This window comes from Microbacterium sp. 20-116 (assembly GCF_041079415.1).
Lineage (GTDB): Bacteria > Actinomycetota > Actinomycetes > Actinomycetales > Microbacteriaceae > Microbacterium.
In genome coordinates, this window is sequence record NZ_JBFYGP010000005.1 from 120,599 (window position 1) to 134,167 (window position 13,569).

A 13,569-nucleotide genomic window follows, 5' to 3' on the forward strand; every position below is an offset into this window, starting at 1 on the left:
GGCTCGTGTTCAGGCCGTCCGGCGCTCCGCCGTCTCGAGACGGATCGCCGTGCGGATCGCGTCTCGTGCGCGACGACGATCTCCCGCCGCGTCGTACGCGAGCCCCAATCGGTAGCGCGCGCGCCAATCGCCGGGGTGCTCCTCGACGTCCGCGCGGTAGCGCGGAAACAGCGCGTCGCCGTCCTCGCGCTCGATGCGGCCGCTGGGACGAACGGGAAGGTCCTCGTCGGGCAGCCCGCCCTCGGCCTCCAGCCGCTCGCCCAATCGCTGTGCACGCACGCCGAACCACAGCTCCCGACCGATCGCCCAGATGGCCAGGGCCGGAAGGACGAGCAGCGCCACGCCCATGACGACGCCGACGGTCTCGCCGCTCGAGAGCAGCACGATGGCCCGCTGCCCCGCCAGCACGACGTACATCAGCAGAAGCACCGTCATGACGGCGACCGCGATGCGGACTCTCATGCGCTGGTGACGCCCGCCACCTGGCCCGACACGTCGCCGTCGGAGATGGGGGCCTCGGGCGGCAGGGGTCGCACGCGTACCCCGATGTCGATGAAGCTGTCGAGGCCCACGTGCACCCCGCGCGCGTCGCGGGCGGCGGCCAGGGCGATCCGGATGCCGGGAGCGTACGCCCTGGCCGGCTCGATCGTGTCGTGGACGACGGTGAGCGACTCCCCCGCACCCGAGAGAATCGTCTCCTGCCGGGCGACGACGCCCGGACGGCGGAGCGAGTGGATGGGGACCGATGCGACACGCTGGCCACGGGCTCGCTGATCGACGTGCGGCGATTCGACGGGTCCGACATCGGCCCGCGCCGCTGCGATCAGCTCGGCCGTGCGCACGGCGGTACCGCTGGGTGAGTCGATCTTGGTCTCGTGGTGCGCCTCGATGATCTCGATCGAGGGGAAGAACGGCGCCGCGGCCGCGGCGAGGGCACTGCCGATCACCGAGCCGAGGGAGAAGTTCGGGATGAAGACGGCGCCCGTGCCACTGGCATCCACGAGGGAACGGACCAAGGCGATGCGCTCGTTCGACCAGCCCGACGTGCCCACCAGCACATTGATGCCGCGTTCGACGGCCGCGCGGACGACGTCGATCGACACCGCGGGCGTGGTGGCGTCGATGACGAGGTCGGCGCCGTCGATCTCGCTGAGCGGAGAGGCCGAGGTGAGCACCGCCGTCACCTCGTAGCCGTCCTCGGCGTCGACGACCGCGCGGATCACTCCGCCCAGCTTTCCGGTTCCCCCCACGATGGCCACACGCGTCGTCATGCGTCCAGCCTAGGTGCGAGCACCCGGCGTCGCGGCGTTATCCACAGACGCGCCGCGGACGAACTCAGACGGGAAGCGGGTCGACCAGGCCGGTGCGCAGCTCCACCGGCAGGTGCGCCAAGTCGTTGTGGGAGAGCAGCGTCCAGGGGCGCCCCTTCTTCTGCGCGATGACCGTCAGGCCGCAGTAGGCCTGGTTGATCGTCATCCAGCGCCAGTCGGGCGCCTGCAGAACCTCGCGAACGAACCACGAGATGACGAAGTTGTGCGTGATGACGAGCTCGTGCACCTCGCCGGCCTTGCGCGCGAGGAACTCGGCGGTGGCGTCGGCCATCTGGGCGCGACCGGCGTCGATCTCGGCCTCGCTCACCGAACCGAAGAAGGGCTCGAACACCGAGGGCGTCTCGGGCGTCATCCCGGTGGGGATGCAGTCGAACAGCAGCGCCGAGGACTCGGGCGTGACCGCGGGCAGGCGGTCGGCGACCGCGCGGGCGGTCTGCGCCGCGCGCTCGAGAGGCGAGTGCCAGACAGCGTCGAGAGGGAGGCCCGAGAGGCGGTCGGCCAGCAGAGCGGCCTGCCGCTGCCCTCTCGGAGACAGGGGCCCGTCGGTCAGACCGTGTTCGGCATCCTGGTGCTCGCCATGGCGCACCAGGTAGATGTAGTGCGTCACGTCAGCTCACTTCGTCGTCGATCTGCCGTCCCCCGGCCCTCTCGACAAGCCTACGTCACACCCCCGACACCGGGCCGGTCACTCCGCGGCTCGGGCGATATCCGACAGGTGCGCGCGGCTCAGGCGCACGCCCACGGCGCGCATGCACTCCACGACGTGGCGGGGGGCGAAAGCGTTGACGATCGGCGCCGTCACGATCTTCTGCGCGAGCAGCCAGGCGACGGCGACAGCGGCATCCGGGAGTCCGAGCTCTTCGCCCACCGCGTCGAGGGCCCGCAGAACGCGCGAGCCACGACGGTTCAGGTGCGCCGCCACCTGCGTGCCGCGCACCGACTGCGAGGACTGGCCGCGGGTGCGCGTCTCGCCGGCGAGGAAGCCGTGGGCGAGCGGGTGCGAGGGGGTAACGGCCATGTTCTGGGCCGAGGCGATGAGCCGCACGTCGCCCTCGAACTCAGACCGGCGCAGCACGTTGTAGGGGACGTCGAGTACCGCGATGCGCGGGTACCCGGCGGAGGACAGGATGCGGGCCTCGACGAGCTGTGCGGCGGTATAGCCGTGCGCACCGATCGCGCGGACCTTGCCCGACTCCACGAGCCACTCGCTGGTGGCCAGGGTGTCCTCGAGCAGGGCTCGGTCGCCGCGGGCGGCGTCGAGCGAGAGCACGTCGATGCGGTCGGTGCCCAGGCGCGTGAGCGAGGCCTCGACGGCGCGGACGAGATTGACGGAGTCCAAGCCCGGGTTGTCGGGGTGGCCGCCGATGCGGACCGTCAGCACCGTGTCGTCGCGCATGCGGCGGGTGCGGAGCCACTCGCCGATGATGAACTCGCTGCGACCGGCGGCGTAGCTGTCGGCCGTATGCAGCGCGTTGCCGCCGAGCTCGGCGTACGCGTCGAGGATCTCGTGGCTCGAGCGGGCGTCGACGTTCCAGCCGAACTCTCCCCCGCCGAGGAACAGGGGGAAGACGTCGAACCCCGTCTCGCCGAGAGGCACGCGCACGTGAGAGCCGAGGCCGGGGCCCTGCAGGGTGATCGGCGACGAGGGGTGCGCAGCACGATCCCGACGCAGGCGCGGCGAGGCCGTCTCATCGACGCCCGAGCCGCTCATGGTGAGGTCCTCTCCCCGCGATGCCGGATGACGGTACGGAACCACCCGTATCACCACGCCCCCCGACGTACTACGAGGCTAGGCCTTCCCCGAGACCGGCCAGCCCATTGCCCCGCCGTGGCGATAAACATTGCGTAACGCTTACGCGGCGATCGTCACACCCGCCCCACGGGCCACACGACGGATGCCCGCCCCGCGAGAGCGGGACGGGCATCCGGTGATCAGAGGATCAGCCTTCGGCGGGAGCCTCGGGACCCTGGCTCGCGGCGGCCGAGCTCTCCGTGTCGGCGGGCTCGGGCGTGGTGGCCTCCTCGTCGAGCACGGGCTCGAGCGACAGCTTGCCGCGGTCGTCGATCTTCGTGATGCGCACGAGGATCTTGCGACCGACCGAGAGCACGTCTTCGACGTTCTCGACGCGCTTGCCGCCGGCGAGCTTGCGGACCTCGCTGACGTGCAGCAGGCCGTCCTTGCCGGGAAGCAGCGAGACGAACGCGCCGAAGGTCGCGATCTTGACGACGGTTCCGAGGAACTGCTCGCCCACCTCGGGGTTGGTCGGGTTGGCGATGGCGTTCACCTGGGCACGGGCGGCCTCGGCCGAGGGGCCGTCGGTCGCGCCGATGTAGACGGTGCCGTCGTCCTCGATCGAGATCTGTGCGCCGGTCTCGTCCTGGATGGAGTTGATCGTCTTGCCCTTGGGCCCGATGAGCTCACCGATCTTGTCGACCGGGATCTGGACGCTGATGACGCGGGGCGCGGTGGGCGCCATCTCGTCGGGGGCGTCGATCGCCGAGTTCAGGACGTTGAGGATCGTCAGACGAGCCTCCTTGGCCTGGGTGAGCGCGGCCGCGAGCACCGACGACGGGATGCCGTCGAGCTTGGTGTCGAGCTGGATCGCGGTGATGAACTCGCTCGTTCCGGCGACCTTGAAGTCCATGTCGCCGAGAGCGTCTTCTGCGCCGAGGATGTCGGTCAGGGCGGCGTAGCGCGTCTGTCCGTCGACCTCGTCGGTGACCAGGCCCATGGCGATACCGGCGACGGGGGCGCGAAGGGGCACACCCGCGTTCAGCAGCGACAGGGTCGAGGCGCACACCGAGCCCATCGACGTCGAACCGTTGGAGCCGAGAGCCTCGGACACCTGACGGATCGCGTAGGGGAACTCCTCGCGGCTGGGGAGCACGGGAACGAGAGCACGCTCGGCCAGGAAGCCGTGGCCGATCTCGCGACGCTTCGGGCTGCCCACGCGACCGGTCTCACCGGTCGAGTACGGCGGGAAGTTGTAGTGGTGCAGGTAACGCTTGCTCGTGATGGGCGAGAGCGAGTCGATCTGCTGCTCCATCTTGAGCATGTTCAGCGTGGTGACGCCCAGGATCTGGGTCTCACCGCGCTGGAAGATCGCCGAACCGTGCACGCGCGGGATGACCTGCACCTCGGCGTCGAGCGGGCGGATGTCGGCGAGGCCACGGCCGTCCATGCGCACGCCCTCGGCGAGGATGCGACCGCGGACGATGGTCTTGGTGACCGACTTGTACGCGGCGTTGAACTCCAGGGTTGCGACGGCGGGCAGCTCGCCCGACTCGACGGCGGCGAGGAGCTGCTCCTTGACGGAGGTCTTGACCTCGTCGTCGGCGTTCTGACGCTCCTGCTTGTCGGCGATCTGGTAGACGGGCACCAGACGGTCGTAGGCACGGCCGGCGACGAAGTCGTAGGTCTCCTGGCTGTATGCCGGGAAGACGGGGAACGACTGGATCTCCTTGGCCGCGGTACGGGCGACCTCGTTCTGCGCGTCGACCAGCTGACGCAGGAAGGGCTTGGCAGCCTCGAGGCCCTCGGCCACGACCTGCTCGTTCGGCTTGGTGGCGCCGCCCTTGATCATGTTCCAGCTGCCCTCGGTGGCTTCGGCCTCCACCATCATGATGGCGACGTCGCCGTCGTCGAGCACGCGGCCGGCGACGATGAGGTCGAAGACGGCGTCTTCGAGCTGCGTGACGGTCGGGAAAGCGACCCACTGGTCGGCGTTCTCGCCCTGGCCGGGGATGAGCGCGAGACGCACACCGGCGATGGGACCCGAGAACGGCAGACCCGAGATCTGGGTCGACAGCGAGGCGGCGTTGATCGCGAGGGCGTCGTAGAACTCCCCGGGAGCGATCGAGAGCACGGTGACGACGATCTGGACCTCGTTGCGGAGGCCGTCGACGAACGACGGGCGCAGCGGCCGGTCGATGAGGCGGCACACGAGGATGGCCTCGGTCGAGGGGCGACCCTCGCGGCGGAAGAACGAGCCGGGGATCTTGCCGGCGGCGTAAGAGCGCTCTTCGACGTCGACGGTCAGCGGGAAGAAGTCGAATCCTTCACGCGGGTGCTTGCCGGCGCTGGTGGCCGACAGGAGCATCGTCTCTTCGTCGAGGTAGGCGGCGACAGCGCCCTGAGCCTGCTGAGCGAGGCGTCCGGTCTCGAACCGGACGGTACGGGTGCCGAAACGGCCGTTGTCGAGAACGGCTTCAGCGGCGGTGATTTCTGGACCTTCCAAGAGGTCCCTCCTTCTTTGTTTAGGCTCGCCGCCCCGTGTGGGCGACGAGCTGACATGCGAAGGAGCAGGAACAGGCAGAAAGGGCGCGCCGACGAATCGGCCCGGAAATCCCGGCGACTGGCCACCAGTAGACGACCACCCGGCGATCCGACGGGGAGTCCACCACAGGGGACCAGCGTCTGCCGGCCTGCTCCGTGAGCTCATATGTAGTTGAGCCGATGCCGAGGCGGCATCCTTCCCCACCCTATCAGCGACCACCGTTCGGGGGTGGGCAGCACACGGGATCGTGCTCTAGCGTGACCTCATGGGCCTCATTCGTCGCATGAGTCACACGCTTCTCGCGTGCGTCGTCGTCGGCGCGGCCCTCGTGCCCTCTCCCGCCTCGGCGGGCGTCCGCACCGGCCATGCCCTCGCCGTCGTCGACGACAGCGCCGTGGCCCAGGTGAAGCAGGAATTGGATGCCGCGGAGGCCGATGCCGCAGCCGCGTCGCACCGTGCCCTCGATGCGTCGGCCGTCGCCGAGCAGACGCGCCTCCAGGCGGAACGGACCGCGGCGCGCGCGGCGGAGCTGACCGCGCAGAGCGCCTCGGCCGATGCCGCGGAGACCTCCAGCGCCGCCGCCGCGGGAGCGAGTGCCGCGCGGTTGTACCGAACCGTGGGCAGTGGCCCCCTCGTGGCGCAGCTCCTGACGGACGCCGATCCCGATTCGCTGCTCGAGCGGCTCGGCATCCTGGATCGTGTGTCCGAGGTCACGGCACGCACCGCGGGCCGGGCCCGCAGCGCGGCCGACGTCGCCACCTCTCTGCGCGAGCAAGCGGAGCAGGCCCGCGACGAAGCCGCGCGCCTGGCCGACGACGCACGGACCACCGCCGCGACCGCGCAGAGCGACGCCGACACCGAGGCCGAGACCGTGCGGGCGGCGCAGGCACGCCTCGATGATCTGTACGCCCAGCTCGCGGCGTTGCGGGCGACCACCGCCGCTCAGGAACGCGCGGCGCGCGAGCAGGAGAAAGTGCAACGCGACGCGCAGCAGCCCGGCGGGTCGGCGGGAGCACCGGTGGCGGCTACCGGCGGCGGATCGGGCTCCGGCGGCGGGTCGACGGGTGGGTCCGGCGGGTCGAGCTCGTCCGGCGGGTCGGGCTCCGGCGGCTCGGGCTCCGGCGGTTCGGGGTCGAGCGGCGGGTCGGGCTCCGGCGGCTCGAGCCCGGGCGGCGGGTCCGGCGGCGGGTCGACCGCCCCGGCGGGGCCGGTCATGAGCCCCGGCGAAGCGCGCTCCGCGGCCCGCGGCGCGATCGGTCGCTACGGCTGGGGCGACGACCAGTTCTCGTGCCTCGTCTCGCTGTGGAACCGCGAGTCGAGCTGGCGGGTCGACGCCTACAACAGCGGCAGCGGCGCCTACGGCATCCCCCAGGCGCTCCCCGGCGACAAGATGGCCGCCTTCGGCCTCGACTGGCGCACCAACGCGAACACTCAGATCTCCTGGGGCCTGTCCTACATCAGCTCGCGATACGGATCCCCCTGCGGGGCGTGGGATCACTCTCAGCGCACCGGCTGGTACTGACGATCCGGGTCGAGCCCGCGCGAAACGCGAGAGAGCACACCAGCTCAGCGCGCATCGTCGTGCGACGTCGAGCCGATCGTGAGATCCCGAACGGAGGGCTCACACCGCGTCGGCGCGCTGGCGATCGCCGCGGGTCGGCAGCTCGACGAGGCCGGTGTGCTTGGCGACGATCCCGTCTCCCGCGGTGCGCCCGCGCAGGCGCCGCCACACCCACGGCAGCGCGTCGCGTGTGAGCCAGGTCCCTCGCGACCGCTCGGCGTCGTCGGCGTGCAGAGCCTCGTCGAGTCCGAGCAGCGCTCGCGCATCCGGCACGCCCAACGCCTCCGCCGCCCGGTAGGCGACGAGGCGGTGCCCGGCCGAGCTGAGGTGCACGAGGTCGTCGGCCCACATCGACGCCTCACCGATCTCGCCCACCGCCTCGAGATCGAGCAGGATGGCGCCCTGCTCGGCGGCGATGCGGCGCACGTGCACGTTGTACGCGGCGAAACGCCGGGCGAAGATGCGCGCCGCGGGCCGGCGCGGGAGGAACGTCGTGACCAGCAGAACGTCGGCACCGCTGCGGCGGACCGCCCGCACCGCCGACTCGACCTCGGCCACCAGGGCCGGCAGCACCGGGGCGGGGCCGACGAGGTCGTTCGCCCCGATGAGGATCGACACGAGATCGGGTTTCAGCTCGAGCGCGGCCGGGATCTGCTCGTCGATGAGGTGCCGCACCCGCCGGCTGCGCACGGCGAGGTTCGCGTAGCGGAACGGCCCCTGATCCGTGGTGCCCGCGAGCAGCTCGGCGAGGCGGTCCGCCCACCCGCGGAACTGACCCGACGGCATGCGCGACGCGTCGCACAGACCCTCCGTGAGCGAATCACCCAGGGCCACGAAGCGCGTCCACCGCCCTCGGGTTCGGGATGCCGTCGTGCCCGCCGGTCGTGGGCTCGTACGCCGCAGCAGACTGTCGTCGACGCGGCGCAGAGCCACGGCGTCGCGGTAGTGCTCGATCAGTGCCCCGGTCAGGGCCGACCATGTCCGCCCCTCGACCGAGTCGCGCGCCGCACGGGCGAAGGCGCGGCGCTTCGACTCGTCGCCGATGAGGTCCGCGACCCTGGTGCGCAGATCGTCGAGGTCGCCGGGCTTGTACAACCACCCGTCCACGCTCGAGCGCACGAGATCCAGCGGCCCGCCCACGCCGGTGGCGACGACCGGGACACCGCTCGAGAGCGCCTCCTGGATCGTCTGGCCGAACGTCTCGCTCTCCCCCGGATGCACGAATACGTCGAAGCCCGCGAGGGTCGAGGCGAGCTCGGTGCCATCCAGGTGGCCCGTGAACACGGCATCCGGTATCGCCCGCTGCAGCGCCGGACGCGACGGTCCGTCCCCCACGATCACCAGGCGCGTATCGGACAGGTCGGCGAGGGCACGCAGGTCGTCGACCTGCTTCTCGGGGGCGAGACGCCCGACGTAGCCGATGATGCGCTCGCCGTTCGGCGCGATCCGCGCTCGCCACGCGTCGTCGCGGTGCTCGGGGGCGAAGCGCACGGCATCCACTCCCCTGCCCCACCGGCGGATGCGGTCGACGCCCAGCTCTTCGAGCTGACGGGTCGAGGCCGACGACGGGGCGAGCGTCAGGGTCGCGCGGCGGTGCAGGCGCGCGACGTGGCCCGCGACGAGGGCCGTGGCGTGCGGGAGGCCGTACTTCTGGGAGTAGGCGACGACGTCGGTCTGATAGACGGCGACCGAGGGGATCTTGAGCGCGTCGGCGGCGGCGAGCCCCTGCCAGCCCAGCACGAAGGGGGATGCCAGATGCACGACGTCGGGATCGAAGTCGCGCAGCAGCGCGCCCAGGCGCGCCGCTCGGGCGAACACCACGCGCACCTCGGGATAAGACGGCAGCGGCACCGAGCGCAGCAGCTCGGTGCGGGCTCCGTGCAGGTCGGCGGTGACGTCGCCGGACTTGGGGGCGATGACCAGCGTCTCGTGCCCCGCCTCGGCGAGATGGCGCAGAACGTGGAGAACGGAACCGGTGACCCCGTTCATGTGCGGCAGGAAGGATTCGGCCAGCAGCGCGACTCTCACGTGACCAGGGTGGAGCGCATCCGCCTCCTGTGGGAGCGCGGAGGGGCCGACGTTCGCGATGTTCACCGGATGCTCCGCTCGGCGTCACCACCGCGTCGGCGGGGCGTCTCGATCGGCGGCGGAGAGTGACGGGATGGACGGAGTCGACGCCTGGCTGCAGGCGATCGCGGCGAGCCCCTGGGCTCTGCTCGGCATGGCCGCCCTCGTGTTCGCCGACGCGTTCCTGGTCGTCGTGCCGGGAGAGGCGGCGGTGACGGCATTCGGGGCGCTGGCCGTGTCGCACGGGACGCCGCCGTTGGCCGGGGTCATCGTCGTCGCGGGGCTCGCCGCCTTCGCGGGAGACGCCTGTTGCTACCTCGTGGGACGCACCGTCGGCGTCGAACGCTGGGCGTGGATGCGCGGACCCCGCGTGCGCGCGGCGCTCGAGTGGGCCCGGGCGCGCCTCGAGCGCAACGCCGCCGTGGTGCTGTTCACGGCGCGCTTCGTGCCCTTCGCCCGGCTCGCCGTCAATCTTGCTGCGGGCGCCGCGCGGGTGAATCCGGTGCGCTACCTCGGCGTCGCGGCGCTGGCGGCCCTGGCGTGGGCGGCGTACCAGGCGGTGGTCGGCGCGGTCGTGGCCGCGGTCGTCCCGGGCGGACCGGTGGTCGCGGTGGTCGTGTCGATCATCGTGGCGGTCGGGATCGGCGTGGGCATCGATCTCGTGCTGGCGCGGCGAGCGCGTCGCCGGTCGAGCGCGGAGGCGTGACGGCCGCGCCGGTGGGCGCGGATGCTCGGCGGGCGGGCGGACGGACCGGGACGAGGGAGGCACGCCCCACCCCGAACCCCTCGGCGTTCAGTCCGAGGAGACCGTGACGCCCGCGGCACGGAACGGGGCGAGCGTGCGTTCCAGCGGCGCCCACCCCCGCGGATCGAGCGGCACGAACACGGTGCGCGCGGCGCGCGCCGTCGCGCGATCGAGCTGGGCACGAAGATCGGCCGTCGCGGTCGACGGGTCTGCGCGCCCGACGAGGTCGACCGTCGCTTGACCATCGCTGACGATCACGAGGCGGCAGCGCTCGCGCGGCGCGTCTCCGAACTGCTCCAGAGCGCATCTGACGGCATCCGCGAGGGGCGTGCCGCCACCGCCCTGGGCGCTCGCGCGCTGAAGGGTCGCACGAGCGCGGGACGTGCGGGCGGTGCGCTGCTGCACCACACGCGAGAAGGATCCGGCCGCGAGCACGATGCTCACATCGCCCCGGTCCCGGTAGACGTGCGCGAGGGCGGCGTCCGCGACGCGGCGCGCGTGCGCGGCTCCGGCCGTTCCCATCGACGATGAGCCGTCGACCACGATCACCGTGTGCGATGCCGTGGGCTCGTTTCGCAGACGCCCGCGCAGGTCGTCGCGAGCGAGGGCGAGCTCACCCGTCGCGCCGGTCGTCGCGTGCCGGCGCAGAGCGCGTTGCAGCGTGGGGAGGATCGCGATGCGCCCGCCCGCCCTCTCCGGGGCGACGATGCGACCGGGCCGGCCCCGACCGCTACCTGCCCGCATCGCACCGCGACGGGCGCTCCGCCCCGCCCGCACCGTCGCTCGAACGACGGTGTCGCTCCGGGTGGGGTCGGCGAGCGCGACGGCACGGGCGGAGGGGTTCTCGCCGGGCTCGTGGGTCGCCACACCGGCTTCGGGCGCCCCGTCGGCCGATGCGGTGGCCGGCGCGGCGTCGGACGTCGGGGCACGCGGGTCGCCCGCCTCGCGGGGGCTCTCCCCGCCGTCATCGGCCGAGGGCTCCGCGGCGCAGACCTGCTCCGCCGCCTCGTCGGTCGCCGGATCCGCGTCCGCCGACGTGTCCTCTCCCCCACTGCCGGCCTCGGGCGCGGCGGCTTCACCCCCATCCGCGGACTGCCCCTCGCCCCCGCTCCCTTCCACCGCCGTCTCGTCCTCGCCGTCGGCGCTGTCGTCCCCCTCCGCGCCCACCGCCCACTCACCGGGCGGCTCAGCGGCATCCGTCCCGTTCGGCACCTCCGACGCGCCGTCCGTCCCTTCGACGTCGCCGTCGCCGCTCGCCCGCACCGCCCGCCCGTGGGGGACGGCGATCATCGCGCGCACGAGGGCGACGGGGTCGCCTTTCCATCCCTCCGAGACGAGGGTGGATGCCAGGACGCAGGCCGCGACGTCGATCGCTCCGTCGTGCACACCGTGCGTCGCCAGCACCCTGACGACACGACGCCACAGTCCCGCTTCATCCTCGCCCGCCGGCCTCCGCCCCGGCGCCACCCGTCCACCCACGTCGACGACGACGGTGCAGAGGCGGCGCACCGTGCGGGGCAGCGTCGTCCCCTCGGGGCACAGCGCGAGGACCCGGGCGGTCTTCGGGGGCGGCTCGTCCGCATCCGCTCGCCGAACGACCCGGGAGGCCTGCGGACGCACAGAGCGGAAGACCTGCTCGGCGCGCTGGGCGTCACCCGTCAGCGCGAGACCGAACGGGGCACCGGAGCGCCACGCCTCGATCACCGCGTGAGCAGCGGGCGCGAGAGGGATGTCTCCCGCGATCTCCGCTCGGAGCTCTGCCACCCCACCGTCGGCACGCGAGCCGGTCGCGGCGACGGGGCGACCGGGCGGTACGACGTGCCTCTCAGGCAACGCGCCGCCCCAGCACCGCGGTCGCGGCGACCCGCACGCGGGCGGCGGCGACCGATACCGGCTCGAGGGCGGTGCGCGGCGTGCGGTGCTGCAGAGCGGGAACCGCCACGGCGGCGAGGTCGTGGACGGTGACCGCGGGGCGTCCCGCGAGCGCCGCGGCCGCCCGGGCGGCTCGCACGAGGACGAGCTCCGCGCGGTGCCCCACCGCTCCCGCGTCGACGCAGAGGCGGACGGCGGCCTCGAGCAGGTCGTCTTCGAGGTCGACGTCGGCGCACCGGTCACGAGCGAGGCGGATCCGCGCGGCGAGGCGTTCCTCCCGCTCGGCCCACTCCGCGAGGAACCCGTGCGGATCGCGCTCGAACGCCAAGCGTCGGCGCACGATCTCCCACCTCTGCTCGACGTCGCGGATCGTCGCGACCGGCGTCGACAGTCCGAAGCGGTCCTCCAACTGGGGGCGCAGCTCACCCTCTTCGGGATTGCCGCTGCCCACGAGCACGAACCGCGCGGGGTGCGTGTGACTCATACCGTCGCGCTCGACGGTGTTCACCCCCGAGGCGGCGACGTCGAGCAGCAGGTCGACGAGGTAGTCGTCGAGCAGGTTGACCTCGTCGATGTACAGGATGCCGCCGTGCGCCGCCGCGAGCAGGCCCGGTGCGTAGGCGACCTCACCGCGGAGCGCCCGGTCGATGTCGAGCGATCCGAGCACGCGGTCTTCGCTCGCGCCGAGCGGCAGATCGACGACCGGCATGTCGAGATCCTCACGCGCGAGCAGCTGAGCGAGCCCGCGCACGGTCGTCGACTTCCCCGTTCCGCGGTCGCCCAGCGCCAGCACGCCTCCCACTGCCGGATCGACGGCGCACAGCGTGAGAGCGTGTCGCAGATCGTCCTGACCGACGACGGCGGTGAAAGGGAAGACGGGTGAGGTCATGGCATCCATCATATTGAGAATGTTTCTCAATAAGTGGAACCTCGCGCCTCACACCAATGCGAGCGTGCGCTCCGCGGCGCTGACGAGCGCCCGCCCGTACGAGGGGCCGTGGCCCGCCGCGTGCACCGCGAGCGGATGCAGCTGATGGAGCGGCACACGGGCTCGCCATCCCTCCCGCAGGGGGTGTGCGTTGTCGTACGCGGCGAGGATGTCGTCGAGGAACGGGCACCCGAACAGCTCCAGCATCGCGAGGTCGGTCTCGCGATGCCCGCCGTGCGCCGCGGGGTCGATGAGCACCACGCCCTCCGCAGCCCAGAGCACGTTGCCCGCCCACAGGTCGCCATGCAGGCGGGCAGGCGGCTCGTCGTCGTCGAAGGCGCCGTCGGCGATCAGGCCGCACGCCCGTCGGACGACCTCGGCACCGGATGCCGACAGGTTGCCCGCCGCGACCGCGATGGGCACGAACGGCTCCACGCGCTGAGCCGCGTAGAACGCGCCCCACGCGGATTCGGGACGCGCCTCTTGCGAGCGCCGACCGATGAAGATGTCCCCCTCCCATCCGGGCGGCGGTGAGCCGAAGGCATCGGCCCCGGCCGCATGGGTCGCGGCAAGCGCCGCCCCGAAGTCCGCCGCGGCCGCGCGAGTCGGCGCGGCCTCCGCGATGCGCTCGAGAGCGATCCGGTCCTCGCCGACGGCGATGACCCGCGCGATGCGCGCTCCCCCGGCCGCCTCGAGCCATCGCAGCCCCGCAGCTTCCGCGGCGAAGAATCCGGCGGGCGCGTCGACGCGGGTCTTCACGAGCTGTTCCATCGCCCCAGTCTGTCGCG

Annotated in this window: 11 protein-coding genes; 2 read left to right on the forward strand and 9 right to left on the reverse strand. The window is 72.3% G+C overall.

The genetic code is table 11. The features are described 5' to 3' along the window. Nucleotides 1-9: 9 nt before the first annotated feature. The 5 genes from AB6V29_RS11475 to AB6V29_RS11495 all read right to left on the reverse strand — a co-directional run bounded on the left by AB6V29_RS11475 (nt 10) and on the right by AB6V29_RS11495 (nt 5,569). Nucleotides 10-462, reverse strand: coding sequence for a hypothetical protein (locus tag AB6V29_RS11475; protein ID WP_369358740.1), 453 nt, complete (start codon nt 460-462; stop codon nt 10-12). Continuing rightward, complete coding sequence (gene dapB / locus AB6V29_RS11480; RefSeq protein ID WP_369358742.1) at nt 459-1,271, reverse strand: 4-hydroxy-tetrahydrodipicolinate reductase; 813 nt, start codon at nt 1,269-1,271, stop codon at nt 459-461. The genes AB6V29_RS11475 and dapB overlap by 4 nt, the downstream gene beginning before the upstream one ends. A 64-nt stretch (nt 1,272-1,335) precedes the next feature. Then, nucleotides 1,336-1,938, reverse strand: a complete 603-nt coding sequence (locus tag AB6V29_RS11485; RefSeq protein WP_210071892.1) for a histidine phosphatase family protein — start codon at nt 1,936-1,938, stop codon at nt 1,336-1,338. A gap of 78 nt (nt 1,939-2,016) precedes the next feature. Then, complete coding sequence (locus AB6V29_RS11490; protein WP_267786618.1) at nt 2,017-3,042, reverse strand: aldo/keto reductase; 1,026 nt, start codon at nt 3,040-3,042, stop codon at nt 2,017-2,019. A gap of 229 nt (nt 3,043-3,271) precedes the next feature. Continuing rightward, nucleotides 3,272-5,569, reverse strand: coding sequence for a polyribonucleotide nucleotidyltransferase (locus AB6V29_RS11495; RefSeq protein WP_210071894.1), 2,298 nt, complete (start codon nt 5,567-5,569; stop codon nt 3,272-3,274). A gap of 304 nt (nt 5,570-5,873) precedes the next feature. Here AB6V29_RS11495 and AB6V29_RS11500 point away from each other — a divergent pair, with 304 nt between their 5' ends. Next, on the forward strand, nt 5,874-7,130 hold the full coding sequence (locus AB6V29_RS11500; protein ID WP_369358745.1) for a hypothetical protein: 1,257 nt from the start codon (nt 5,874-5,876) through the stop codon (nt 7,128-7,130). A gap of 99 nt (nt 7,131-7,229) precedes the next feature. Here AB6V29_RS11500 and AB6V29_RS11505 read toward each other — a convergent pair whose 3' ends face one another. Next, nucleotides 7,230-9,197, reverse strand: a complete 1,968-nt coding sequence (locus AB6V29_RS11505; RefSeq protein ID WP_369358748.1) for a GDSL-type esterase/lipase family protein — start codon at nt 9,195-9,197, stop codon at nt 7,230-7,232. A gap of 133 nt (nt 9,198-9,330) precedes the next feature. On the opposite strand from AB6V29_RS11505, the gene AB6V29_RS11510 reads away from it, so the two are divergent. Continuing rightward, complete coding sequence (locus AB6V29_RS11510) at nt 9,331-9,942, forward strand: DedA family protein (RefSeq protein WP_369358751.1); 612 nt, start codon at nt 9,331-9,333, stop codon at nt 9,940-9,942. A gap of 87 nt (nt 9,943-10,029) precedes the next feature. Here AB6V29_RS11510 and AB6V29_RS11515 read toward each other — a convergent pair whose 3' ends face one another. From AB6V29_RS11515 to AB6V29_RS11525, 3 genes are all read right to left on the reverse strand, one after another. Further along, nucleotides 10,030-11,745, reverse strand: coding sequence for a VWA domain-containing protein (locus AB6V29_RS11515; RefSeq protein ID WP_369358753.1), 1,716 nt, complete (start codon nt 11,743-11,745; stop codon nt 10,030-10,032). A 61-nt stretch (nt 11,746-11,806) separates the two neighbouring features. After that, nucleotides 11,807-12,742, reverse strand: a complete 936-nt coding sequence (locus tag AB6V29_RS11520) for an ATP-binding protein (protein WP_267786610.1) — start codon at nt 12,740-12,742, stop codon at nt 11,807-11,809. Nucleotides 12,743-12,790: 48 nt separating this feature from the next. Next, nucleotides 12,791-13,552 carry a fructosamine kinase family protein gene (locus AB6V29_RS11525; RefSeq protein ID WP_369358754.1) on the reverse strand — a complete coding sequence of 254 codons (762 nt, stop codon included), beginning with the start codon at nt 13,550-13,552 and terminating at the stop codon, nt 12,791-12,793. Nucleotides 13,553-13,569 lie beyond the last annotated feature (17 nt).